At 69.7% G+C, this 25,747-nt stretch carries 13 protein-coding genes and 5 pseudogenes; 9 read left to right on the forward strand and 9 right to left on the reverse strand.

The annotated features are described in order from the left end of the window. Window positions 1-6 precede the first annotated feature (6 nt). Both I3F54_RS17025 and I3F54_RS17030 read right to left on the reverse strand, forming a co-directional pair. Window positions 7-1,872 (reverse strand): amino acid adenylation domain-containing protein, encoded by a 1,866-nt coding sequence (locus tag I3F54_RS17025; protein WP_240119644.1) that lies wholly within the window; start codon window positions 1,870-1,872, stop codon window positions 7-9. Then, a complete protein-coding gene (locus I3F54_RS17030; RefSeq protein ID WP_240119645.1) occupies window positions 1,869-8,057 on the reverse strand; it encodes a type I polyketide synthase in 6,189 nt (2,062 codons plus the stop codon). Before I3F54_RS17030 ends, I3F54_RS17025 begins: the two co-directional genes overlap by 4 nt. Window positions 8,058-8,534: 477 nt before the next feature. Between I3F54_RS17030 and I3F54_RS32545 the strand changes: the two are divergent. The 4 genes and pseudogenes from I3F54_RS32545 to I3F54_RS17045 form a co-directional block, all read left to right on the forward strand. Beyond that, window positions 8,535-8,696, forward strand: a pseudogene (locus I3F54_RS32545) (hypothetical protein); the annotation flags it as partial. 135 nt (window positions 8,697-8,831) lie between these two features. Next, the gene (gene prcB, locus I3F54_RS17035) at window positions 8,832-9,686 is read left to right on the forward strand and encodes a proteasome subunit beta (RefSeq protein WP_240119646.1); all 855 of its coding nucleotides are present in this window, start codon (window positions 8,832-8,834) and stop codon (window positions 9,684-9,686) included. 141 nt (window positions 9,687-9,827) lie between these two features. Further along, the gene (locus I3F54_RS17040; protein ID WP_240119647.1) at window positions 9,828-10,307 is read left to right on the forward strand and encodes an SAM-dependent methyltransferase; all 480 of its coding nucleotides are present in this window, start codon (window positions 9,828-9,830) and stop codon (window positions 10,305-10,307) included. A gap of 191 nt (window positions 10,308-10,498) precedes the next feature. Further along, window positions 10,499-11,125: pseudogene (locus I3F54_RS17045) on the forward strand (IS3 family transposase); the annotation flags it as partial. A gap of 244 nt (window positions 11,126-11,369) precedes the next feature. Here the strand turns inward: I3F54_RS17045 and I3F54_RS17050 are convergent. Then, complete coding sequence (locus I3F54_RS17050) at window positions 11,370-12,245, reverse strand: LysR family transcriptional regulator (RefSeq protein ID WP_240119648.1); 876 nt, start codon at window positions 12,243-12,245, stop codon at window positions 11,370-11,372. 123 nt (window positions 12,246-12,368) lie between these two features. Between I3F54_RS17050 and I3F54_RS17055 the strand changes: the two genes are divergently transcribed. The 4 genes from I3F54_RS17055 (at window position 12,369) to I3F54_RS17070 (ending at window position 19,284) form a co-directional block, all read left to right on the forward strand. Further along, window positions 12,369-13,367 (forward strand): NADP-dependent oxidoreductase, encoded by a 999-nt coding sequence (locus I3F54_RS17055; RefSeq protein ID WP_240119649.1) that lies wholly within the window; start codon window positions 12,369-12,371, stop codon window positions 13,365-13,367. A 255-nt stretch (window positions 13,368-13,622) separates the two neighbouring features. Beyond that, complete coding sequence (locus I3F54_RS17060; RefSeq protein WP_240119650.1) at window positions 13,623-14,042, forward strand: beta/gamma crystallin domain-containing protein; 420 nt, start codon at window positions 13,623-13,625, stop codon at window positions 14,040-14,042. A 571-nt stretch (window positions 14,043-14,613) separates the two neighbouring features. After that, window positions 14,614-18,606 carry a glycoside hydrolase family 9 protein gene (locus I3F54_RS17065; RefSeq protein WP_240119651.1) on the forward strand — a complete coding sequence of 1,331 codons (3,993 nt, stop codon included), beginning with the start codon at window positions 14,614-14,616 and terminating at the stop codon, window positions 18,604-18,606. A 447-nt stretch (window positions 18,607-19,053) separates the two neighbouring features. Beyond that, on the forward strand, window positions 19,054-19,284 hold the full coding sequence (locus tag I3F54_RS17070) for a hypothetical protein (RefSeq protein WP_240119652.1): 231 nt from the start codon (window positions 19,054-19,056) through the stop codon (window positions 19,282-19,284). A gap of 190 nt (window positions 19,285-19,474) precedes the next feature. On the opposite strand, the gene I3F54_RS17075 is transcribed toward I3F54_RS17070, so the two are convergent. The 3 genes and pseudogenes from I3F54_RS17075 to I3F54_RS17085 all read right to left on the reverse strand — a co-directional run bounded on the left by I3F54_RS17075 (window position 19,475) and on the right by I3F54_RS17085 (window position 22,028). Then, window positions 19,475-20,494 carry an NADPH:quinone reductase gene (locus I3F54_RS17075; RefSeq protein WP_240119653.1) on the reverse strand — a complete coding sequence of 340 codons (1,020 nt, stop codon included), beginning with the start codon at window positions 20,492-20,494 and terminating at the stop codon, window positions 19,475-19,477. 106 nt (window positions 20,495-20,600) lie between these two features. Next, window positions 20,601-21,474: pseudogene (locus tag I3F54_RS17080) on the reverse strand (aldo/keto reductase). Continuing rightward, window positions 21,471-22,028, reverse strand: a complete 558-nt coding sequence (locus tag I3F54_RS17085) for a TetR/AcrR family transcriptional regulator (protein WP_240119654.1) — start codon at window positions 22,026-22,028, stop codon at window positions 21,471-21,473. The pseudogene I3F54_RS17080 and the gene I3F54_RS17085 overlap by 4 nt, the downstream one beginning before the upstream one ends. Before the next feature lie 473 nt (window positions 22,029-22,501). Between I3F54_RS17085 and I3F54_RS17090 the strand changes: the two are divergent. Then, window positions 22,502-22,726: pseudogene (locus tag I3F54_RS17090) on the forward strand (helix-turn-helix domain-containing protein); the annotation flags it as partial. Here I3F54_RS17090 and I3F54_RS17095 read toward each other — a convergent pair. From I3F54_RS17095 to I3F54_RS17105, 3 genes and pseudogenes are all read right to left on the reverse strand, one after another. Then, window positions 22,727-23,097, reverse strand: a pseudogene (locus tag I3F54_RS17095) (transposase family protein); the annotation flags it as partial. A gap of 413 nt (window positions 23,098-23,510) precedes the next feature. Next, window positions 23,511-24,755: a protein-glutamine gamma-glutamyltransferase gene (locus I3F54_RS17100; RefSeq protein ID WP_240119655.1), complete on the reverse strand. Its 1,245-nt coding sequence runs from the start codon at window positions 24,753-24,755 to the stop codon at window positions 23,511-23,513. Between the two features lie 190 nt (window positions 24,756-24,945). Continuing rightward, window positions 24,946-25,413 (reverse strand): hypothetical protein, encoded by a 468-nt coding sequence (locus I3F54_RS17105; protein WP_240119656.1) that lies wholly within the window; start codon window positions 25,411-25,413, stop codon window positions 24,946-24,948. Window positions 25,414-25,747: the final 334 nt, after the last annotated feature.

Below are 25,747 nucleotides of genomic sequence, written 5' to 3' on the forward strand. Positions count from 1 at the left end.
CACGGCTCAGTTGCCGACGGGCCGCGCGCGGTCGCGTACCGCGGATCGGCGGGCCGCGGCGCGGCGCCGCGCCTCTTCCACCGCCTCGGGGACGGCATCGCCGTCATCGTCCAGCCACCGGCCGAGCGCCACGATGTCCCGGAAGCGGAACAGGTCCGACACCCCCACCCGCCGGTCGAACCGCTGGCTCAGCCGCTTGGCCAGCCGCACCAGCAGCAGAGAGTTCCCGCCGAGGTCGTAGAAGGTGTCGCGGGAGCCGATGGTGCCCGGCTCACGACCGAGGACATCGGCCCAGATCTCCGTCAGCGCGGCTTCCGTCGGCGTACCCGCCGTCGCGGTGGGTGCCGACGCTTCGGGCGCCGGAGGGTCGGGCAGGGCGGCCCGGTCGAGCTTGGCGTTCGGGGACCGGGGCAGGGCCGACAGGAACACACACGTCTCCGGGACCATGTAGTCAGGCAGGGCCGAGCCCAGCCGGCCGTTGATCTGCGCCTGCAGGCCGGCGTCGAGCCACGGCCCGGTCCCGCTCGCCCCCGCCCCCTCGCCCTGCGGCACGACGTACGCCACGAGTGAGCCGCCGTCCGTCCGTCCGCCCGCCGGGCGTACCGCGACGGCGGCCTCCCGCACCTCCGGAAGGCCGCCCAGCCGCGCCTCGACCTCCTCCAGCTCGATGCGGTGACCGCGAAGCTTCACCTGATGGTCCGCGCGCCCGACGAAGCCGAGTTCCCCGCCGGGCAGGAACCGTGCGATGTCACCCGTGCGGTACATGCACTCCCCGGCCAGATGCGGATCAGGCACGAACCGCTCCGCCGTGGTGCCCGGCCGGTTGAGGTAGCCCCAGGCCAGACCGGCTCCGCCGAGGTACAGCTCGCCTGCCGCCCCCTCCGGCACCGGCCGCAGATCGGAGTCCAGGACGTAGAGCCGGGCGGTGAGCGAGGGCGTGCCGATCGACGGCTCGCCCGGCTCGTCCGGTGGGACGAGCTTGAAGGTGCAGAAGACCGTCCCCTCGGTGGGACCGTAGCCGTTGAAGACGCGGTCCGCGTTCGTCTCGCGGTACACCCGGTCGACGACCCGGCGGCGTACCGCCTCCCCGCCGAGCACCACCGTCCGCAGCGTCGGCGGCAGCCCGCCCCCGTCGAGCATGCCGGTCACCACGGAGGGAGTGGTGCTGAGGTACGTGATGCGGTCCATGTGCCGGCTCTCGGCGATGTGGACCGCGCTCTCCACCAGCACCACGGCTCCTCCGCGGGAGAGGGGCATGAAGATCTCCATCACCGACAGGTCGAAGCAGACGGAGGTCGCGGCAGCGACACCGCTCACATCGCATCCGGCGAAGATCCGGTCCGTTTCGGCCAGCATGGCCGCACAACTGCTGTGCCGGATCGGCACGCCCTTCGGCTGCCCGGTCGACCCCGATGTGTAGATCACATAGGCGGTGTCGGAGGGAACGCTCATGACCGGCACCGCGCCGGGCTCCGCGGTGACGGGGTCGCCGAGGACCACCGCGGCGGGGCCCTGCGGGCAGTTGCCCCGGGACGCGGGTGTGGTCAGCAGCAGCCGGGTCCCGCTGTCCTCCGCCATGAATCGCAGCCGCTCGGCGGGGTACTTCGGGTCGAGCGGCACGTAACACGCACCCGAGCGCAGGATCCCCAGGATGCCGACGAGGAGGGCGGGTGTGCGCTCGGCGCAGATCCCGACGGGGACCCCGGGACGCGCGCCCTCGGCGATCAACCGTTCGGCCAGCATCCCCGACTGGCGGTCGAGTTCCCCGTACGTCATCACCCCGGCGTCGGAGAAGACCGCCGGAGCGTCGGGGCTCCGCGACGCATGCTCCAGGAAGCGGCCGTGCAGGGTACCGGATGCGGGCGGCCTCACAGCCCCGCCTCCTCGGGCCGGGAGTCCAGCCGGATGCGCTCAAGTGCCCGTCGGGGGTGTTCGATCGCCTGGAAGAGCACGGAGCGGAAGTGTTCCAGCAACGTCGTCACGGTCTGCCTTTCCAAGAAGTTCGGCTTGTACTGGACCTGGCCGACCACCTCGCCGGAGACATCACCCATCGTGATCTCCAGGTCGAACTTCGCGATGTGCCGCTCAAGGGGGAGCGGGACGAGCGGCAGCGCACCGTCGGTCACGACGGGCTCGCCGGCACCGTGGAAAAGGGTGTTGGCGTAGGTGAACGCGTCACCGGAGAGCCAGTTGACGGCGAAGTCGAACCAGGGTGAACGGCCCTCGGTGCGCGGCGGGTTGAGCTTGGCCACCAGCAGGTCGAGGGGGTAGTCCATGTGCTCCAGCAGCCCGCGCGAGAAGGCGTGCACCTCGTGCAGCACCTCATGGAAGCTCCGGTGACCGGACGGCCGGGCCCGTACCAGCGCCGTGTTGAGGTAGTAGCCCACGGCGGATTCGCGGCCTGCCTCGCCGCGCTGGGCGATGGCGGTGGCGAGCACCGAGTCCTCCACGCCGGCCACGCGGTTGAGAGTCGCGAAGAATCCCGCGAGCGCCAGGGTGCTGAGGGAGACGCCCTCACGCACCGCGAACTCCCTCAGCCGCCTGGCCTCCTCGCGGCTCCACCTAAACGTCAGGTCCTCGCCCTCATAGCTGATGCCGGGAGGCCGCTGCGCCAACGGGCGGGAGGCGGCCGGTTCCCCCATCTCGGCCGCCCGGGGCAGGTCCAGGTGCGCGGGTGGTGCCGTCAGCTGCTCCGACCACCAGCTCAGCGCCGCTTCGGCGGCCGCGCTGTCGAGCCAGGCGCGCTCCCACTCGACGAAGCGCGTGTAGGGGGCCACCGGCTCCTGCGGTCGCAGGTCCCCGTGCAGCGCCCGCCCGTAGAACTCCTGGAGATCGTGAACGACCAGGTCGACGGAGGTGGCATCGGCGGCGATGTGATGGATGACCAGAAGCACCTGGTCGTCCTCGCCGTCCCGGGACACCAGCACGAGCCGCAGGACCGGACCGCGGTCCAGGTCGAGCGGGCGATGCCCGTGCGCCACGAGTACGCCGCGCACCGCGTCGTCGTCGAGCCCGGTGGCGTCCACGGACAGGAACTCGTAGACCGGTTCGTCCAGGATCAGCTGATAGGGCCGTCCGCCCGCTTCGACGAAGACGGTGCGCAGGGCGGGGTGCCGCTCCACGACGGCTCGCACTGCCCGCTCCAGGGCGCCCTTGTCCACGGAGGTGGCTGCCCGCGCACCGAACATGAGGTTGTAGGCGACCCCGTCGGGCGACAGTTGCTGCATAAACCAGATGGCCGCCTGTCCGTGGGAGGCGGGCGCCAGCTCGAAGGGCCGCCGACGGTCCGACGACGCCAGGACCGTGTACGCCGAGGCCTCGTCCCCGGTGGTGTCCCCGCCCTCCGGCGGATCCACCAGCCGCCGCGCCACGAGCTCCCCCAGCAGTTCCTCCGCGTCCGCCTCCGTCAGGTCGTCGGCGATCAGCGCGCGCCCCGGGGCCCGGGCCGGCGCCGGGTCACTCTGCGCCGGGCCGCCCTGCGCAGCCCGCTCCGGGCTCTGGCCGACGAGTTCCAGGACGCGGTCGAGAAGCTCGCGTACCGTCCGCTCGTCGAAGAACTCCACCGGTGAGACACGGCTGCCGAACAGCGTCTGCATCCGGTTGCTCAGACGGATGGCCAGCATGGAGTCCAGCCCGAAGTCCCGCAGGCGTGCCTCGGGACCGAGCTTCTCGGACGGCACCGCGAGCATGTCGGCGATCTCGCCCAGGACGACGTCCCGAGGCTGGCGGGCGGCGGTCGGCGCCGGGGCCGCGACGTCGGCGGTCTGCTGCCCGGGTGCGCCGGCCGACGGGGTGGCCGCCGGACGGGCACGGCCCGTCGTGTCCAACCAGTGGCGCTGCTTCTGCCAGCGCACCAGGGGCGTCTGGACCGGCTGGGCGTTCTCGGGGTACAGGGTGTCCAGCCTCAGTGGCACGCCCCGGGCGAACAGTGAGGCGACGGATTCCAGGACGCTCCGTGTGTCGCTTCCGCCGCGGTTGAGGGAGTCGACGACGTGGATCCGCGAACCGTGCGCGAGTGCCGTCTCCTCGATGGCGCCGCGCAGGGTGCCGTGCGGGCTGATCTCCACGAAGGTGTCGATGCCGTCCTCCACGAGCGCCGCGACGGTCGGCGAGAAGCGGACCTGGTTGCGGAGGTTGTGCGCCCAGTAGTCCGCATCGACGCGCGGATTGACCACGCCGTCGAGAGCCGTGGAATGGAAGGCCCTGCCGAACGGCAGGGGCACGATGCCCTGGAGCGCCGTCCGGAGCTCCGGGAGCAGCGGGTTCATGAGCGCGCTGTGGCCCGGTCGGTCGATCCTGACCGAGCGCGTCGGTATCCCGGCGCCCCGCAGGTCCGCCGCCAGGGCGGCGATCGCCTCGGGCCGCCCCGAAACGGTCACGCTCGTGGGGCTGTTCACGGCGGCCACCGCCACCTGGTCTCCGTACGGGGCGAGTCGGGCGGCAATGCCCTCCGGCGGCGGCTCCACGGAGATCATGGCGCCCTCGCAGGCCCGGTGCTGGATCAGATGGGAGCGGGCCGCCGTCACGCGGGCCCCGTCCGCGAGGGACAGCGCGCCGCCCACACACGCGGCGGCCACCTCGCCGATGCTGTGGCCGATGAGCGCCGCGGGCTCGGCACCGAGATCGGTCCACAGCCCGGCCAGTGCGACCTGGAGGGCGAAGAGCACCGGCTGCTGGATGTCGGTCTCGTCGAGCCGGGACGACTCGGCCGGAACGGCGAGGGCGTCGAACACCGACCAGCCGACCACCGCGCGCACGGCAGCGTCGCACTCCTCCATCCGCTCCCGGAAACCGGTGTGACGGTCCAGCAGCTCCAGCCCCATGCCCGCCCAGTGCGTGCCGCCTCCGGAGAACACGAACGCGATCCGCCCGCCGTCGCCCCCGCCGGCGACGGTGCCCCTGGCGATGTCGGGGTGCGCCTCCCCTGCGCTCACCCGGGCGAGCCCGTCAAGCACATCCTGCCGGTCGCGCACCAGGAGGGCGGCGCGATGAGGCAGCGGGCTGCGCCTGGTCGCGAGGGTGTAGGCGAGGTCGGACGTCCATATGCCGGGGTCGCGTTCGAGGTGGTTGGACAGTTCGCGGCTGGTGTCCAGCAAGGCGTCGGCCGAGTGGGCGGACACCGGGAGGATCTGCATCTGCTCCTCCCGCCGGCTGACACCTGCGGTGCCGGTGAACGCTGCTCGCCGCGCCGGGGCCAGATGGCGTCCGTGGACCCCGGAGACGAAGGAACCGTCGATCACGGGGTGCCCGGCGGCGTGCAGCTCGCCTAGCGAGGAGAGCAGGCTCCAGGCCTCGTCGACGCCGCGCTGGAGCGAGGGGAGACAGTGGAGCGGGCTCTCCGCGAGGCTCTCCCGCACGGGCTTCTGCAGCACGGGGTGGGGGCTGAGTTCGACCACGACGTCGACGTCGTGTTCCGGCAGCCCCTGCACCGCGCTCATGAGCCTGCTCTCGCACCGCACACTGTCCGACCAGTAGTCCGGTCCCAGCGCCTCCCCGTCGATCAACTGCCCGGTGACAGTGGAGACCAGCGGGATCCGTGCGGCCCGCGGGGAGATGCCCTCCAGCGCGGCCCTGAGCGGCGCCAGCACGGGATCGACCAGCGGGGAGTGCGCGGCATACCCCATGCGCACCGGATGGCAGACGACGCCTTGCTCGGCGAGTCGTTCGGCCAGCTTCCGCAGCGTCGCGGACTCCCCGGACACCGACGTGGACAAGGGGCTGTTGCAGCCGGACACCGTGACGCCGCCGTCGAACGCGGCCAGCAGGCTCCTGACGGTGCCGGCGTCCGCGCCGACCACCATGGTGTCCCCGCGCCCCACGGCCAGCTGCTGGACGAGCCTCGCATGGTGGGCCACCAGCAGCGTCGCGTCGTCGAGATCGAGCGCGCCCGCGATGTGGGCGGCGGCGAACTCCCCTACGCTCTGGCCGAGGACGAGACCGGGCGTGACGCCCAGCGAGCGCCAGGCGTCGGCGAGGGCGATCTGCACGGCGAACAGCAGGGGCTGGACGACCTCCATGTCGTCGAGCCGGGCGTGCTCCTCGTCGGCGAGCAACTGGTCGACCACGGAATAGCCGAGCAGGGCCCGCAGCCGGTCGTCCACGGTCAGCAGCGAGGCGCGGAACGCCGGCATCGCGGGGAGCAGCTGCCGGCCCATCCCCAGCCACTGGGAGCCGGTGCCGGAGCACAGGAAGGCCACCTTCGGCCTGTTGCTCCCCCCGCGCCCCGTGGCCAGCCCCGGACACGACCCTCCGGTGGTGAACGCCGAGAGCTGCTCACGGAGTTCGCTGCGGCTGCGAGCGGCGGCCGCCAGCCGGAACGGGCCGTCGCCGCGGGTGCGGAGCGCCTGCCGGGAGATGGTCGCCAGGTCCGTCGTGGTGTCGTCCGTCAGCTCCGAGAGAAGCACGGCCACCCGGTCCGAGAGCGCTTGCGGGGAGTCCTCTGCCAGCAGCAGCAGGGAGGCTTCCGGATAGGGCAGTTCCTCGGCGACCACATGGCAGTTGGTACCGCCGAACCCGAAGGCGCTGACCCCGGCGCGGCGTGCGTCGGACCGGCGTGGCCACGCGGTGGTCCGCTCCTGGACCCTCAGATTCCCCTCGGCGAACGGGATCCGGGGATTGGGGCTGCTGTAGTGCAGGCTGGCCGGCAGTACGCCGTTGCGCAGGGCGAGGGCCACCTTGACGAGCCCGGCGATGCCCGCCGCGGGCTCCAGGTGCCCGATGTTGGTCTTCACCGAGCCGATCCGCAGAGCCTCGTCGGGTCCCCGGTCGGCGCCGAGCACGGTCCCGAGGGCCTTCGCCTCGATCGGATCACCCAGGGGCGTACCGGTCCCGTGGCACTCGACGTAGTCGACCAGGGACGGCGCGATGCCCGCCCTCCGGTAGGCGGTGTGCAGCAGGGCTTCCTGCGCGAGGGGGTTGGGAGCGGTGAGCCCGTTGCTCAGCCCGTCGTTGTTGACGGCGCTGCCGCGCAGCAGGCAGTAGACCGGCAGGCCACGCTCCAGCGCCACGCGCAGCGGAGCGAGGACGACCACCGCGGCGCCCTCGGCCCGGACGGTGCCGTCGGCACGGGAGTCGAAGGTCTTGCACCGGCCGTCGGAGGAGAGCGCGCCGGTCTCGTTCATGGCGAGGAAGTGGTCCGCGAAGAAGTTCACGTTGACCCCGCCGGCGAGGGCGAGTTCGCTCTCCCCGCTCCGGATCGCCTGGCAGGCAAGGTGCACCGCGACCAGCGAGGACGAGCAGGCGGTGTCGACGGCCATGCTCGGTCCCTGCAGGCCCAGGACGTAGGAGACGCGGTTGGCGATGATGCTGTCGTGCATCCCGGTCGCCGTGTGCGGCCCGATGCCGTCCGGGGTGCCCGTCTGGTGGGCCATGGCCGCGTAGTCGCTCCAGCTCGCCCCCATGAACACGCCGGTGTCGCTCCCGACCAGTCCGCCGGGCGGAACACCGGCATCCTCCAGAGCCTCCCAGGCGAGCTCCAGCACCAGGCGCTGCTGGGGATCCATGGCCCTGGCCTCGCGTGGCGAGATGCCGAAGAAGAGCGGATCGAACAGGTCGATGCCGTCCAGGTAGCCGCCCCAGCGGGGGAGACCGTCGCCGTCGCGCCCTGACCACTGCGCTCGCAGCGGCGGAGTCGTGCGCACGGCGTCCCGGCCGTCCACGAGAAGCTGCCAGTACGACGACGGATCGGGCGCGCCCGGAAGCCTGCACCCGACGCCGACGAGCGCGATGGGCTCCTGGGGACCTGGGATCCTGGTCAGGCCATGGCCACGCTCTGCCCGGGTGCCGCCGCCGTCCGGCGCGTGGGGGCCCCGGGCCAGGGCACGGCACAGCCCCTCAAGCGTGGGGTGGTCCCAGATCACGGTGACGGGAAGGGGCAGGCCGAGAAACGCCTCCAGAGAGCCGACCAGTGCCGTCGCCTTCACGGAATCCAGTCCGTACCGGTGGAGCGGGGCCCACCGGTCCACTTCGTCCCGGGTGATGCCCAGCGTTTCCACGAGGCGGGACAGCAGGAACTCTCTGATCTCATGGATACCGTGCGGACTGGACTCAACGGGCATATCTCTTCCTCGGTATTTCAAACGCAACGGAAGGGACCGGCAGAACCGACTGAGAGTGCGTGGACGAGCGTCACCGCGGCGGAGGGCATCGTCGGGAGCGCCTCCCCCAACTGTTCGCCAGAAACAGGTCCCCGTTCAAACGCACGTTGTCGATGCAGCGGAGCGCCTCACGCGATGCGACGCACAGCGTCCCCGGTGCACGCCGCCGGTTGGGCACTTGACAGCACGTCAATGACCCTGAATAGATGAATACCCGCCAGGAATGCCTGTGCCACGGGAGTTCGCCCAGCGGCCTTTCTGACTCTCCTGAAAGGACCCTCGATTGTGCACACCGACGGGACAAGGCAGGAGTCTCGCGTGCCGCAGGAAATGTGGGCGCGATTCGCAGGCTACCACGACGTTGTCTACGTCCCGAAGCACGTGCCGTGACCAGGGCACTCGGCTGCAAGGGCGGGCGGATGGGCTACTTCGCACTGCGTGCCGCTCCGCTGGGTAGCCGCCTCATCCGGAGTCGTGACGGCTGCCTTCTTCACCTTCCATCCCGGGATGGTGGCCAGAGCACTGCCCGACGCGTGGACCGTGCAAGCGCCCGACCGGAACCTGGACAGCCGGCTGGAGGCCGTGGACGCCGAGCCGAGTCGGCACCGGGCGCCTGCGCGCGCCGCGAACGGGTCACGGTCTCGTGCATGTCGGAGACGGGCGTTTTCCGTGCGCTCACCCATGGTAGAAGTTGTTCGTGCCGGAGCAGCCCGGCAAGGTGAAGAAGGTGACGCAATGACCTGGAACGAGACCGGCGGCCGGTTAGGAGCGGAGTTCTTCACTCCGGGAGGCTCCTCCTTCACGGAGTTCCTTGCCGTGCACCGTCCCGAGCTGCTGAGCACCCGCGGGCTGCTGCCCGAGGGTGTGGTGGCAGCTCCCGACCAAGTGCCGCACGGCACGACGGTGTTGGCCCTCACCTATCGGGACGGCGTGCTGATCGCCGGAGACCGCCGGGCCACGATGGGCAACATCATCGCGCAGCGCGACCTGGAGAAGGTGCATCCCGCGGACGACCACACCGCCGTCGCCTTCGCGGGCAGTGTGGGTCTCGCTCTGGACATGGTGAAGCTCTACCAGGTCGAGCTGACGCACTTCGAGAAGATCGAAGGCACGCCCATGACACTCAACGCCAAGGCGACACGGCTGGCGAACACGGTCCGCCAGAACCTGGGGCAGGCCATGCAGGGCCTGGCCATGGTGCCGCTGCTCGTCGGCTACGACGTGACGGCGCCGGAAGGGCAGAAGGGCCGCATCTTCGGGTACGACGTGACCGGCGGGCCCTACGAGAAGACGGACTTCCACGCCGAGGGGTCCGGCTCCCCTTATGCCCGAGGTGCGCTGAAGAAGCTGTTCCGCAAGGACATGACCCGTCGCGAGGCGGCACTGGCGGCGCTCCAGGCGCTGTATGACGCCGCCGACGACGATTCGGCCACCGGCGGTCCCGACATCGGCCGCCGCATCTTCCCGATCGTGTCGGTCATCACCGAGGACGGCTTCGAGCGGCTGACCGAGGAGGCGACCGAGGAGCTCTGCCGCGAGATGATCGAGCAGCGCGAAGGCCAGCCTGACGGGCCTGTCGCCACTCTGTGAGCGCAGCCCGGGAGGCCCGAAACCCGCGGCGGGCAGCGTCGCTCGTGGTGAGAGCGGGCCCGGGCCGCGCTGCCCGAGCGAGGCAGGAAGCCGTCCTGCCTGCGTCCATCCTCCTCTCGCACCGAGAGACGAAGGGCTGCCATGACGCTGAAGATCGAGCCCGTCGGGACCGTGGTCGGAGGTCATCAGCAGCTCGGCGACACCTACTGGGGCGGCGTCGAATCCGTCATCCGGCTCAACCCCGGCTTTCCGGCCGAGGCCGTCCGAGGGCTCGATGAATTCTCACATCTCGTCGTGACGTGGCATTTCAGCCTCGCGTCTGCGAGCGATGTCATCCTCGGTGCGCGGGGGCCGCGCGACGGCCAGCGGCGGCACCCCTCAGGAGCGGGAACGTTCGCACACCGGGATCACCGCCGCCCCAATCAGCTGGCCACCAGCTTCCCGCGGCTTCTGCGGATCGACGGTCTGGACCTGCACGTCACGGACCTCGACGCGATCGACGGCACACCGGTCTACGACCTCGGGCCGTACTTCACCGTCACCGGGCCCCAAGGCGTTGTTCGCGAACCGGCCTGGCCCGCCGAGACACTCAGGGACTACTGGGCACTGTGGACGGTGTAGAGGGGCCGTCGCACCCGGACACCCGGGGCCCGTGATCGTCCTGACTGCCCTGGCAGCGATGTCGTCGACCGCCGCTTCCGGGCGCTGGCGCAGAGGAGCACGAACTCGCCTTCCCCGACGGCTCGGGCAGCGTCCCGGAGCACCGCGGCGGCGACCCGGACCTTGTTGGTGTGCAAGGCCGGTGCGGACGCCGGCTGATGGGCATCCAGCACATCATCGGGCGCCACCTGCGCCGCACCAGGCGCACGACGATCGCGGAGGACGGCCCCGCCCGTCCCGGACCTGATGATGCGCGACTTCACCGCCGACACGCTGAACACGAAGTGGTGCGGCGACATCACCTGCATACCGTCGGCTCGGCGTGGCTGTATGGCCGCGGTGATCGACATCTGCTCGCGTCGGGTCGTGGGCTGGTCGATCGCCGACCACATGCGCACATCCCTGGTTACCCACGCCACTGAGATGGCCACGGCCGCCCGCGGTGGCCGGGTCGACGGCGTCGTCTTCCATACGGACAGGGGCACCCAGGACGCGAGCCGGACCTTCGCCGACATCTGCCAGCGCCACGGCATCCGACGCAGCATGGGACGCGTCGGGTCCAGCTACGTCAATGCCCTCGCCGAGTCGTTCTTCCAGGGTCGCAAAGGAGAACTGCTGCACGGACGACGCTGGACGTCGAGGCACAGGCCCGGCTGGACCTGTTCCGCTGGATGTCGTACGACAACCGAAGCCGCCGGCACTCCGCGCTCGGCTACCTCACACCAGTCGAGTTCGAACAGTGGCTGATCACATCACGCACTCTGTCACTCGCCGCATGAAACCCGACGTCGACTCCCGAAGATCAACCTCACATGGGCCCTGACCCGGAATCTTGGACACAGGTTACGCGGCTTGGGCCAGGATGGCTGATGTTGTGTCGAGTGCAGTCTCGTAGGCGACGGGACTGCGTTGTCCGAGGCGGGAGCAGCGGCGTCGGGTGTTGCAGCGGTTGAGCCAGCGGAACGTGTAGAGGCGGGCCTCGTGTTGGGTGCGGTTCAGAGCCGAGCGGGTCGCTGGTCCCGGTCAGGCTGCCGGGGCGGTCAGGGCGGCCTGGGCCGCCAGCCGGAGATTCCTGATCATCGGATTCGGGTCGCCCTTGCGACTGACCAGGACGACCTGGCTGGGGGGAGCGCCCTCGATCGGGACGGTGACGAGGTTGGGACGCAGTGAGCTACGGCGATCGCCGACCGGTAGCACGGCGATCGCCCTGCCACTCGCGACGAGTTCCAGCTTGTCCTCGTAGCTCTCGAGAGGCGGCACGCCGGCCCCCAGGATCCGGTAGGAGGCCCAGTCCGCGGTCTCGAACGCGCATGGTGCCGCCTCCTCGCCGGCCAGTTCTTCCGCGGTCACCGACGCGCGGTCGGCCAGGGGATGGCCGCGCGGGACCGCGAGCATACGGGGCTCCTCGTACAGCGGGGTGGTGGACACGTCGGCGGCGGCGATCGGCAGCGGGGCCCGCGCGATCAGGGCGTCGACGTGGTTGTCGGACAGCGCTCCGACGTCGCGGCAGCTCAGGTGCCGGGTGGCGATCTCGGCGTCCGGGTAACGGCGGCGCAGTTCCTGTACGGCGGCAGTGATCACCAGGTCTTCGACGTAGCCGATGGCGATTCGTTCGGTCTCGGCTTGTTCACGCACGGCCAGTTCGGCTTGGCGGGCGGCCTGCAGCAGTGCCTGGGCCCGGGGGAGGAACGTCCGGCCGGCCGGGGTGAGCCGGGTGCCCTGGGGTCTGCGGTCCAGCAATCGTGTGCCGAGATACCTCTCGAGCCGTTGGATCTGGCGGCTCAGCGCCGGCTGGGCCACGTGCAACTCGGCGGCGGCCCGGCCGAAGTGCTGGTGCGCCGCGACCACGGTGAAGTAGCGCACCAGCCGCAGTTCCAGGTCCTGTCCGAGATCGTTCACCCTTCCAGCGTACGCGTCATGCCGTTTCGGAATGACCAGGTTGCCGAACCGGTCTTGGACGGACATGCCGTCCCGGGCCTTGACTGAAGGAGCAACGATTCCCCGGAGAAAGCGACAAGCGCGATGAAGGCGATCCATTTCCACGAAGCGGGCGGGCCGGAAGTTCTGCAGTACGACGAGGTGCCGGTTCCCGAGATCGGCCCGGGCGAGGTGCTCGTCCGGGTACACGCGGCGGGCATCAACCCGCCGGACTGGTACCTGCGTGAGGGGATGAAGGTCATGCCGGCCGAGATGAGGCCGACGCTGGAGTTCCCCCTGATCCCCGGAACGGACATGTCGGGCGTGGTCCAGGCGGTCGCTCCGGACGTGCTGGGGTTCGCCGTCGGTGACGAGGTCTTCGGCATGCTGCGTTTCCCCGGATTCGACGGCCGGACGTACGCCCAGTACGTGGCCGCGCCGGCTTCTGACCTGGCTCACAAGCCGGCCGGTATGGACCACGTGCAGGCGGCCGGGGCGCCGATGGCCGTGCTGACGGCCTGGCAGTACCTGGTCGATCTCGGCCACGACGTGCCGTCTCCTTTCACCGGCCGGGTGCACCAGCCGGTGCCGATCACGCCAGGGATGACCGTGCTGGTCAACGGGGCCGCCGGTGGAGTGGGCCACTTCGCGGTGCAGCTGGCGAAATGGAAAGGGGCACACGTCATCGCGGTGGCCTCGGGCCGGCACGAGCAGTTCCTGCGCAAGCTCGGCGCCGATGACTTCATCGACTACACCAGGAGGCAGGCCGCGGACGCGGTCAGCGGTGTCGACCTGGTGATCGACACCGTCGGCGGCCCGGACAGCTCACGCTTCCTGACCGTGCTCAGGCGCGGCGGCACCATGCTTCCGGTGTTCTTCGCCCAGTACGACCCGGAAGAGACGGCGCGTCTGGGCATCACCGTCTCGAACATTCAGGTACGTTCCAACGGCCCCCAGCTCGCCGGGATCGGGCGCCTGTTCGACGAGGGCAAGCTCCAGGTCGGGGTGGACAGCACCTACCCGCTGCCCGACGCGGTCAGCGCACACACGCGAGCCGCGCAGGGCCACATCCAAGGCAAGATCGTGCTGACGGTGGCCTCGTGATCGCCGAACTCCAGCAGACGGAGGCGAACTGCACCCACGCCTTGGACGAGCTGAAAGCGCCCGAGCTGGAAGCGGACCTGACCGAAGACACCACCTGGACCTCCACGATGCCCGGACAGGGAGTACTCGGCCCGGCCGCCGGACACGCGGCGGTGCTCGCCTTCATCCGACGGGCCGACCCGACCGGCGCCGACCACGACAGAGGTCCTTTGTCATCTCTTTGCAACCTGTCCTGCCGGAGCCTCGTCTCTGTAAGTGATCCGTATCCTCCTCAACTGCGGGGCTTTTGTGAAGAGTTGCTCGATCAGCCACATCCTGCGCCTGGCCGGCGTGACCACTGCAGCACTGCTGACCACCGTGACGACCGCCCTTCCCGCACACGCCGTCAACAGGACGGAGTGCGGCAACAGGACGGACTTCTTCAAGATCGAATCAGTGCACGGCACGCTCTGCTTCGCGAACGCCGGCGAAATGAACGTGGCCATCTACGGCGTGAACTGGATCTCCACGGGCAACAACAAGGTGGAGTTCCGCTTCCAGGCCCTTGAGGGCGATTCGCGCAGGTACCAGATAGGCGCGGGCAAGTGGGTCGCCTACAACCCGGTCGTGGACAGCTACGGGGTGTCCGAGCCCGGCAACCGGGTCCACAAGATCGAGTGGATCAAGATCTACTGAGAGGGAAGGCGTCGCCCGCCCACGTGTTCCTTGCGGAGCCTGCCCCGGAGCGGCTGCCGGAACCGTGGGCGGAGGGCCTGGGACAGCCTGTCTCGTGCCTGGTGGCCCCATGCGCGCACCCGGGCGGCCGATCGGGCCGGTGCACGCGCTTCCGGTGGTGGCGCAGCCCGGCGCCCCGTCCGGGTCACGGCCGTGTCGGTTCGTCGTCGCCGGATGGCGCCTGCACGAGCGCGTTCCACGGACGGGCGCTTCCGCGGCCGAACTACCGATCCAGCCATACGCTCTGCTCTTCCTCCGGGATCTCCCTGGGGTGGCGGCATCGGTGCCGTCATCGAGGTGGCGCGGGCCCTGACGCCGATGAGGTCTCCCGTACACGGCTCGTCGGCGTCAGGGCCCGAGTACCGCGTATCGGAGAGGCGATGAGAGCACGATCCGGAACGGGCGCTGCAAGCGCCTTCGCGAACCTGTGCGCACGACCTGGGAGGGAGTGGGAGTGCTCAAGAGCACGCTCAGTTCAGGAACGACAGGACCACGCTCCGGGGGTGCTGCGCTTGTCGCGCTCCTCCTCTCGATGGTGCTGACGGTCGTCGGGTCTGCCGAACCCGTCGCTGCCGCGGCGGCGGATACCACCGGGTGTTCCGCGGCAGGCTCGTCCTTCGCCACCGAGCCGATCGAGAACGGGGGCGCGGCGCTGCGCATGGGCTGCGCGCGCGACGCGGGGAGCCTGCGCTCACTGGCGCAGAACGACGACGACCTCGTGGCCGCCATCGACTTCGGTCCCGCGGGTCGGCCGGAACAGCTGCAGCAGTTGTTGCAGCAGGTGGTCGACGACGCCCGGGCCGACCAGGCCAACGGGCATTCGCTGAGCGAGTTCTTCACGCGTCAAGCCCGGAAGAACAGCGTGGGGTACTACCAGCAGCCTGCCGACGACGTCAGGTACGAGGGAAGCGTCCGGGCCGTCGGCGACAGCCTCGTGATCGTGGTGCCGACAGCGGAGATCGGCACGGCGGGATTCTGGGACGGCTTTTGGAAGAAGTTCGTCACCGGCCTGGCCGCCACCGCTGCGGGAATCGTGTCCGGGGCGCTGTGCCTGGCCGCGTTCAACGTAGGTGCGCCTGCGGCCGCACCGGTGTGCGCAGCCGTGGCGGGGGGCATGGCGGGGGGCGTCAGCGAACTGGTGAGCGCGGCCCTGGACGGAAAGCCGATCGACGCGGAGGTCTGGGGCTCCGCGTTGGGCACCGCGATCTGGGGTGCGCTCGCCGGAGCGTTCACCGGGGCACTGGTGGAGTTCGCCGTCGCCGGTTCCAGCGCGTTGGTGGCCGACGCCCAGACCACTCTGAGGCGCTACGCGGCGAAGCTCGGGAACTGGGGGAACCCGCTCGGCGCCGTGGCCGACGTACTCAACGGCAATGCCGCTCGGCGCTTCCTCGAAACGCTCCAGCGGCTGCAGCGGGGCGTCGGATCCTGGGCACCGCTCGGCGAGGTCGTGAACGGTGCGGGCGACGGCTCGCAGACTCGGTTCCTTGACATCGACGGCGACGGAGACGCCGATCGCGTCGTTGCCGGATCCGGCGGCCGGATCCGGGCCTGGCGGAACGACGGTGTGCGGGAGTGGTCCCCGCTGGGCGACATCACGCCGGACGCCGCCGCGCAGGAGGATGTGGACCCGCGCCAGGTGTTCTTCGGCGACGTCGACGGAGACGACCGCGACGACTACATCAGGATCCTCGACGCGGCCGAGTCCCCGACCGGCTTCGCGAGCATGCGTGTGTGGCGCAACGAATCCACTGCCGAGGCGGTCGGATGGGCGGAGCCGCGCACGGTCGCGAACGATCTCGGCTACACCGGAGACCTGCTGTTCCTCGACATCGACGGTGACAGCGACGACGACCTCCTCGTGAAGGGAAGGCTCAACTACGTCACCGCGTGGGAGAACACGGGGCACGGCTTCCCCTCCGAGGGCGACTGGAAGAAGATCGACTTCGGGTATCCCCAAGAAGGCCCGAGCGGGGACCTCTCCTTCGCGGACATCACCGGCGACGGCCGCGCCGACGTGGTACTCGTCGAGTACGCGTCGGGTGACGTCCTGGCCTGGGAGAACACCGGCGGCCCATGGAGCCTGACGACCGGCTGGAGAGCACTCGGCACCATCCGCTCCGGCGATGCGTTCGCCGGCACCGCAGGCGTCTTCGCCGATCTCGACGCTGACCACGTCGCGGACTTCCTGCTGTTCAACGGCGGCTCAGGGGGTGTCGACGGCTGGCTTCTGCCCCGGTACGGCTCCGGTGAACAGGGGCCCGGTCAGCCGGGCTCCCCGCAGGACCACGCCGAGCTTCCGGCCGGCACGCTTCCGGCGTACAGCGGTGGCCAGCCGCGGCCGCTGCTCGACGGCAGGCTGCTGCAGAACAGCAACTTCACCGGGACGTTCAAGCCGTGGTGGGTCAACGCCGGGATGAGTCCGAAGATCCAGGGCGGTGTCTTCTGCGTCGATGCCCCGGCGTCGGAGAAGCCGTGGGACGTCCTCGTCGGACACAACAGCATCTATCTGCCCGGCGGAAGTTCGTACACGCTGAGGTTCCGCGCGAGGACGAGCGCTGCGGCGCATCCCATCGTGCGCATTGCGCCGTTCGACAATCCCGGAAAGATCGAGTACTTCGCCAGGGGATTCACGACGGGAGATTCCTGGAAGCACTACGAGTACACGTTCAAGACGGGCTACAGCGACGAGTACGTGCTGTCGCAGTTGCAGTTCCGCCTCGGGGCGGCCGACGAGCCGTACGAGTTCTGCATGGACGATGTGTCGCTCGACGGGAAGGAGTTCGCGTACGCGGCGGACACCGGTCCAGCCGTGAAGGTGAACCAGCACGGCTACCTCCCGAACGGTCCCAAGCGCGCCACGCTGATCACCGACGCGGCGGATCCGCTGCCCTGGACGCTGCGGCGGGTCGGCGGTGGACCGGTCGCGACGGGTACGACGGAACCCGCGGGTTTCGACGGCTCCGCAGGCGCCTCGGTTCACAGGATCGACTTCAGCGGCGTCTCGGCCACAGGCGAGTTCAGGCTCGCGGTCGGCGGCGAGGAGAGCCGCTCCTTCGACATCAGACCGGATCTGTACGATGCGCTCCGCACCGACTCGATGCGGTTCTTCTACACCAACCGCAGCGGCATCCCGATCGACGGCGGGATCGCCGGAGCCGCGTACGCCCGCCCTGCCGGACACGTCGGTTCCTCACCCAACACGGGGGACACCCGGGTGCCGTGCCAGACGCCGAAGCCGTACGTCGACAACTGGACCTGCGACTACACGCTCGACGTGACCGGTGGCTGGTACGACGCGGGCGACCACGGCAAGTACGTGGTCAACGGCGGTATCGCCACCTACCAGTTGCTGTCCGCGTGGGAACGGGCCGTCGCAGAGGGCAGGCAGGCACAGCTCGGCGACTCGACGCTCGCCGTTCCCGAGCGTGGCAACGGCGTCCCGGACATCCTCGACGAGGCTCGCTGGAACCTGGAGTTCATGCTCAAGATGCAGGTGCCGGACGGCAGACCTCTTGCCGGTATGGTGCACCACAAGGTGCACGACGAGTCCTGGACCGGCCCGCCGATGCTCCCCCATCAGGACAAGAAGAAGCGGGAGCTGCACCGCCCGTCGACAGCAGCGACGCTCAACCTCGCGGCCGTCGCCGCACAAGGAGCGAGGATCTACGAGCGGTTCGATCCCGGCTTCGCCACCAGGCTGCGCAGCGCCGCCGAACGCGCCTATACCGCAGCCCGGGCCGAGCCCGCGCTGTATGCTCCCCGCGCGGACCGCATCGGCGGCGGCCCGTACGACGACAACGACGTGTCGGACGAGTTCTACTGGGCGGCAGCCGAGCTCTATCTCACGACGAAGAAGGGGAACTACCTCGACGACGTCCGGTCGAGCCGGTTCCACACCGCCGGGGCCGCCTTCAGCCAGAACGGGTTCTACTGGGGTTCGGTCGCTGCTCTCGCTCAGCTCGATCTCGCGCGCTTCGGTGACGGGCTCGCCGAGTACGCGCAGATCCGGAGGTGGGTGACGGCTGCCGCGGACCGTCTCATCTCGTTCCAGCGGGCCGAGCGGTTCGGCCAGACGTACACCCCGACGAACGGGAAGTACGACTGGGGCTCGAACGCGTCGATGCTGAACAACCAGGTGGTCCTCGCCACCGCGTACGACCTCACGGGCAGCGATGCGTACGCCGACGCCGTCTTCGAAGGGTTCGACTACCTGTTCGGCCGCAACGCCCTCGGGAAGTCGTACATCACCGGGTACGGTGCGAACGACGCGAAGAACCAGCACAGCCGCTGGTACGCGAAGTCCTTCGACGCGACACTGCCCAACCCGCCGGTCGGGACGATCGCCGGCGGGCCGAACTCCAGCCTCCAGGACCCTCTCGCCTCGTCATGGCTGCACGGCTGCGCACCGCAGCTGTGCTACGTCGACAACCTCGAAGCCTGGTCGCTCAACGAGATCACCATCAACTGGAACTCGGCCCTGGCCTGGATGAGCGCATTCGCGGCCGACGTAGCCGGGCGCCTGTGACAGAGAAACCACCCCTGCGGGCCGAACCGTTCCGTACCGGGGGCGAGATGGGAGGAGGTCTCGCCCTCCGGTAGGCCCGCCTCCCCGGAAGCGACCGAACAGACGTGCAGGGTCGCGCCGAGACCGCCTTCCGCTCATTGCTCCGCACGCCGCCTTCGCCCTCATGCAGGGGCGTGCCGTCGGAGCCGGCGCACCCCTGCACGGGCCGCCCGTCTCCATCGTGGGGATGACGTCTTGCCCGGGGCCAACCCAGCCGACGCGGACCTGAACCCGGTTCCGGCCCCGTCGCCGGTGCCATGGCCGGATCGCGGTCGGACCGCCCCCGTAGTAGGCGGTGAACTCAAGACCACCGATGATCTGCACGGGTGAATGGGAACGGCCGGCGGCCGGCCGCGGCGCTTGCCCTCGCGGCAGGCGGTGTCGAGCTCCTCCAGCGTCTGCTCCCGGATGCTCTCCCACTCGGTCTCCGCCATCGCCGCGAAGGACGCGAACCGCAACTTGCCGGGTCCGGTGGGGGTAGGTGCCGGGCAGGTGCTCGGAGAGCATCTCCAGGACCAGGCCGTGCGCGGTCAGGTGGTCGAGCGCGGTGAGTACGGCGGGATCCCGGCACAGCCGCTTCATCTCGTGCACAGTCAGGATGACCCGGCAGCGCGGGCCATGCTGGTGAGAGAGTCCTGAGAACCGATTCAAGATCAACGGGTGCCCGACGGGCCATTCTCGATCTCGCTCCGGCAAAGGATCGTCTGTGAGAACCCGTGAGGTCCGGGTCGACCGCGGGCCGGGCAGGGGTCGGGGTGACGCTCGCCCACCCGTCGCAGCATGCCGGGTTCACCGGAGCGGAGGGTGGGCGCACGGTGGCCGACTGGCGTCATGATGTGACGTCCACCAGTACCTTGCCGACCGCGCCGCCCTCCACCGCCCGGTGCGCGTCGGCGGTGCGGTCGAGGGGAAAGCGGATCAGCGGCAGGCCGTGCTCCTCGCCGACCGGCAGGGCGCCGCCGCGGACGGCGGCGGCGACGTCCTCAACGGCCGCGGCGCGTGCCTCGGGACCGGCCGTGAACAGCACGAGGAACTGGAAGCGTGTGTTCAGCACCATGTTCCGCAGCACGTCCAGTTCGACCGGCTTGCCACCGTCGTTGGCGTAGGTCGCGATCGTGCCGCGGGTCCGCAGCACGTCCAGGTCCATTGCGAGGTTGGCGCCGAGCGCCACCTCGGCGACGATGTCCACGCCGTCCGGTGCGATCTTGCGGATCTCGGCGGCCGGGTCGCCCTCGCGATAGTTGATCACGTGGTGGGCCCCGGCGGCGGTGGCCAGCCGCGCCTTCTCCGGGCCGCTGATCGTGCTGATCACGGTGGCGCCGGCCCATCGGGCAAGCTGGATCACCGCGTGCCCCACCGCCCCGGCCCCGCCCGCGGCGAGCACCACCTTCCCGTCGAGTGCCCCGGGCCGCAGCCGACGCGGCCCGCCTTCGGTGACGGTGAGCGCGCGGTGCGCGGTCAGTGCGGGGACGCCGAGTGCGGCGCCGACGTCGAAGCCGGCCTCGTCGGGCAGCGGCACGGCCCGATCGGCGGGCACGACGGTGAACTCGGCTGCGGTGCCGGTGGGCCGCCCGGCGGCGGCCATGAACAGCCAGACCCGCTGACCGACCCTGCCCTGATTGACACCCTTGCCGACGGCGTCGATGGTGCCGGCGCCGTCGAGGTGGGGGGTGACCTCGGAGAAGTGCTTGGGGTGGCCGACGCCGGAGCGGGCCTGCCAGTCGGTCGGGTTGACCCCGGACACGGAGACCCGGACGCGAACCTCGCCGGGGCCGGGCGCGGGCAGGTCGCGATCGACGAACCGGAGAACGTCGGGGGAGCCGTTGTCGCGGTAGATGATGGCCTTCATGATCCGTCCTTGGAGCCTGGTAGAGCGAGGTTCGGGGCGTGTCCTGACGGGCCGTCAGAGTGTTTGGCGTGGGGTGTGGCCGCGGCCCGGGTCGTGTGGGTTCCGGTCAGCCAATGGGGACCTCGTCGGTGCGGGACTCGATGGCAACGAGGGTGGTGAGGGTCGCGGCGTCGAAGGTGATCGCGCCGACCGCCATGTTGGCCTCCAGGTGGGATGTGCCGGCGGTGCCGGGGATGAGCAGCACGTTCGGGGCACGGTGCAGCAGCCAGGCGAGGCCGACCTGGGAGGGCGTGACGCCCAGGGACGCGGCCACGGCGTGCACGGCCCGCTTGTCGGCCGCTTTGGGCAGGCCGGGGAAGGCCCCGCCGAGCGGGAAGAACGACACCCAGGCGATGCCCTCGGTCTCGCACAGCCGCAGCATGTCCTTGTCGTCGCGGGAGACGAGGCTGCACGCGTTCTGCGCGCAGACGATGCCGGACGGCAGGGCGCGGCGCGGGCAGGCCGATCGCGCCGAACTCGCCCTCGTCGCGCAGGGCGGTCATCACGGCGAGCCGGTCGTCGAGGTCGACGACCTGGTCGCCCTCGGGACGCAGCCCGGGGCCGGTGCCCAGGCGGCGCAGGTTGACGACGACGAGCCGGTCGACGCCGAGGCTGCGCAGATCGTCCTCGACGCTGGCGCGCAGTTGCCCGGGCCGCTGTGCCAGGCGCAGCGGCAGGTGCCCGCCGGGGTCGGGGTCGGCGCCGACCTTCGTGACGACCAGGACGTCGTCCTCGGAGCGCAGCGCCTCGCGGATCACGTCGTTGGCGAACCCGAAGCCGCAGAACTCGGCCGTGTCCACGTGGTCGACGCCTGGCTCGACCGCGCGGCGCAGCAGCGCGACGGCATCGCCGAGGCGTTCGTGCAGGCGCTCGATCTGCAAGGCGCCGTAGCCGAGCCGAAAGACGGTGCGGGCGGCCATTGAGGCGGTCGCCGTGGTCATGACGCTGTCTCCTCGGTCGGTGATCGCAAAGCGGTGTACAGCAGTTCTGCCTGATAGAGCGCCATGACCCGGTGGGCGATCGGGGCGGCGCGCTCCCGGACCTCGGCCGGTGCGCGGTGCTCGACCTTGACCAGCCACGCCATGACGCAGTCGTGCACCATCGCGCGCATCCGGTCGGTCATGTCGACGACGATGTCGCGGATGGCCGGGTCGGTGGTCGCCTCGCCCCAGGTCTGCACGCCGACCCTGGCCTCGGCCGGGTCGATCGCGGCGATCAGGCGGGAGAGTAGTTCGTCGGGGCCGGGCGGGACGTCGCCCGCGGCGTACTCGCCGAGGACGTCGGCGCGTCTGGCAAGCACCTCGCGGGCGGCGGCCCGAACCAGGTCGGCCTTGTTGCGGTAGTGCGTATAGATCGAGCCGGCCGAGAGGCCGGACTCGGCGGTGATGTCGGCGATCGAGGTCCGCTCCAGGCCGTTGCGGTCGAAGCAGCGTACGGCGGCCTCGGTGATCTGGGTACGCCGGAGTTCCTTGCGTGTCTCGGTGAGCCGCGGCATCACACCCCCACAAAAAGAATACACATTCTGCTTGCGAGGAGACGCTAGCAGAATAGCGGTTCTGTTTGTGGTGGGTGTGTCGTACGAGCAGGCCCGGTCGTGACGATCGGGCCTGCTCGCGATGGGTTCGTCAGAGGGACGGCAGCCGGTCGGCGCGCGTCGGCTCGGCCGTCGAACGTTCCGGATCCCGTTCCGCGGCGGTGGCGGCGCTCCGCTCCACCCCTTGCCTGCCCGTCGGCGTTGACTCAGGACACGCTGCACCTGCGCATCTTGCCCACCGGCTCAGCCCAGCCTGCACAAGACGGTCCGGCCCGGAGGTGTCGGTGGCGGCTCCGGGCCGGACCGCTGTTCGCCGGTACGGGCCCGCGGCTACTGCTCCGACCGGGAAGGTTCACCGGGGTTGCCGTTCGCGGTGCGGGCCTTGCGGGCGGTTGGATGTGACGGGCACATCCAACCTGACACGTGGAGATGCGGTGGCAGAGCCGGTCAAGGCCCGCAGACTGACCGACCAGGAAGGGCAGAAGCTTCAACAGATCGTGCGCCGGGGCAGCACCAGCCCGGTGCGCTACCGGCGGGAGATGATGATCCTGGCCTCGACCGGAGGTAACCGGGTCCCGGTGATCGCGCAACTGGTCCAGGCCGACGAGGACACCGTCCGCGACGTGATCCACCGGTTCAACGAGATCGGCCTGGCCTGCCACCCCGTGCCGTTTGTGTCTCGCCGAGTAGTCGGCCCTGCCGTCGCCGACGCGGTCGCACTCTGCGAGCGTGCCGTCCAGGAGGACGAAGTCCGGGTCGTGCTCGCGCAGCGTCTTCAGCAGGCCCGGAGCCTGGTCGGCGAGCAGGCCGGTGACCGCGGTGGCGTAGGCGTGGGCGGTGCCGACGGATATCCCGAAGCCGCGGCGATACGGGCGAGGGTGTCATGCCGGCGCAGGTACACGAGTGCGACGAGCGCACGGCGGTGCGGCGGGAGTTTGCACCGTCGGTCACCCTCACGGGTGACGATGAGCATCGTGACCCACTCGACCAAGGCGTGGGGCAGGCCGAGTGCGGCAGGATAGGAAACCAACAGGGGTCCTGTGCTGCTGAGTTGAGACGTCGCACACCTCCCTCACGGGCTCGGGAGCCCTGTTCGTTGCGCACCGCTACCTCACCCCGCCCCGTCACCCGATCAGTGGCCACGCTGAAAACGCTCAGTAGTCCAGTTCCCGTGACCCGCAGGAGCCCCGACCGGCACGTGGTTTCCTCGTGCCGCAACCGAGGCCGAAGGCCTGATCCGCCCGCCCCGGCTGGCGTCCTCGTGTCGCCCCCCCGCCCGCGGAGATGCTCCCGACCGGTCGCGTTGCCGATGGGCCAGAGGCGGTCGCCCCCGAGGCCCGCGGGCCTCGGGGGCGACCGCCCGGGAGCGGTTTACGACTCGGCCGCTGTAGGCCTGCGCTCTTTGCTCGGCGACAGCGGCTCAATATGCTCCCACAGGTTCCGTCACCGCCAGCCTTGCTCCACCTTGGCGGGTGCGGTGTTCCAGCTCTTGGGTATGAACGTGATCACGTAGGTTCCGCGGTCGAAGTCGCTGTACCCGGCAGACCAGTTCCGGAACTTGCTCTCGTATACGCGCATGGGGCCGACGTCGCTGTTGGGCGCGTGATAGTGATTGGCATGGGTCCATATGGTCTTGTCAGCATCTGCCTCGGTTTGCGCCCCGAACCAGCCGTAGTCGAAGTTGACCCATCGTTCGCCGGGCTTGGCGGGACTGCGTGAGATGTTCCTGTCCTTCGACATGTCGACCAGGCCCGTGTCCTGGTCGGGGCGGAAAGCGTCCGGGTCGCCGTACTTCCTCATCTCGGATGAGCCCCACCAGTCCTGCCCGCTCCAGAAGTGCTTCGAGTAGATCACCGCCTTCATCTTGGACGGGTCGTAGTTGCCTCCGTCCCTTGCCTTGAAGGACGGTGTGTTCCTCAATGCCGAGTAGAAGTTCGAGTGGCTGTCCTCGTGGAACAGAGCGTCATTCTTGTTCGCGAGCTCTCTCTTGAGATTCCCGAGGTAGGCCCCCTCGTCGTGGGCGTTTCTCAGGGCCTTGTTCATGGTGAACGCCACATCGCGCGCCCGCTTGAAACCCTTCCTCTCGTCGAAACTGTCCTTGGCGATACGTCCCTCGAACTCCGCCTGTGTTTCGTTGGGGCGGGGCCTGGTGTTCTTGAGGCCGTCCTCGTACTTGTTCTCGTCGAAGAACGCGAAGGCCAGTCTGTTCGTCGGGTAGGGGCCCGAATTCACCCAGGTGACGCCGACACAACCGTAGGACAGCTTCTCTCGCTGCTCTTCGGTCATCTGCTGCTTCCTGCCGTCACGATGACTGTAGACCTGCTGCCACTTGCGTATGTAGTTGTTGACGACGGTAGTGGCCCTGCCTCCGTAGGCTCGGTACGCGTCAGGCATCCTGTCGAGCGGCTCGGCGGGAGGGGTTTCCCTGCCGGAGGCCCGGGAGAAGGCGCCGGCGCTCGGCGACAAATCTGCCGGGGACTTGCCGGGCCGGCTCAGCGACAGAGCTTCTTCGTTGAGCGCATTGATGTTCCTAACGTCTTCCGCCGTCAGGCCATGCGTTTCGGCATAGGATGCCTTCTTTTCCTCGGTGCCACTGCTGTCGGCCGCGCTGGCCGACGGCATGAATCCGGTGGTGAACATGACCGCGCCCAAAGCGGTGAAGGCGAAGAGGCTCTGACGTTTATTCATTGAAATCGATGACTCCCTTGGGTGAAACTCATGAAACGAGGGCATGCAAGGGGCGCGACCCGATGGAGGGGTTCGGCGAACTGACACTCAGGGCCCTGGACGCACCGCGTTCGTGGCCTGTCGTCACTTCGTGGTGGCTGCCGGGCGGCTGAGTGCGACTCGGTGTCCGACCACCGGGCCGGTCGGCTCGCTACATCAAGGTCGTCGCCGTGGCGACGACGCGGGCCCGGTCTGGGCGATCGGGGTCGCCGTAGCGGACCTCGACACGCGGGTGGGAGCGCATGAAATCGGTGTCGCCCAGGCGGACCTGGCTGGGGCGATCGACCGTGCGCACGACGATGTCCCTGTCGAGGAAGAAGCCGAACTCACCTGTGGCCGGGGCGTAGACGAAGAACCTGCGTCCCTCGAACTCCTGCTGCAGGACGTCGTCCGTCAGGACCAGAGACCAGAGACCCGCACAGTGGCCCGCGGGGCACATCAACTGGAAGTCGGCTCGCATGCCGTCAAGTTCCACCCCGCGGAAGGGGTTGTTGTCGTCCGGGCTGATCGTGGCGGCGGCTTCCGGGGCGGCCGCCTGGACTCCCTGAGTGAGAGGCAGGGCGAGAGCCGCGGTCACGGCGACGCCAGTGAGGGCGCGGAGAGCGGTTCGACGTATCACGTCTCGGCTCCTGGGTGGGTGATCAGGTTGTTACGAGCAGTGATCATGTCTGTGTGCTGGTTCCCCGGCAACACCATGGCTCCAAAATCGGCCACTCCGGCATGAAGAGCGATATCTAGCCGTTTATCCGAACCAGTCGAATGGGGAGGTGGCCGATGCGGCAGCGTTTCTCCGCTCCCGACGCGTGGTTCGAGGCGAGGCCCGTACCGGTGTTGTCGGGCATCCCGCAATGCGGGCGATGACGTTGTCGCCGACCTGTACGAGGAGTGAAGTTGCCCCGGTGTGATGGACAACCTTCCACTTTGGGATACTGGGTCCCGCAAGGAGGAGTTCA

This window comes from Streptomyces sp. MUM 2J (assembly GCF_022414535.1).
GTDB lineage: Bacteria > Actinomycetota > Actinomycetes > Streptomycetales > Streptomycetaceae > Streptomyces.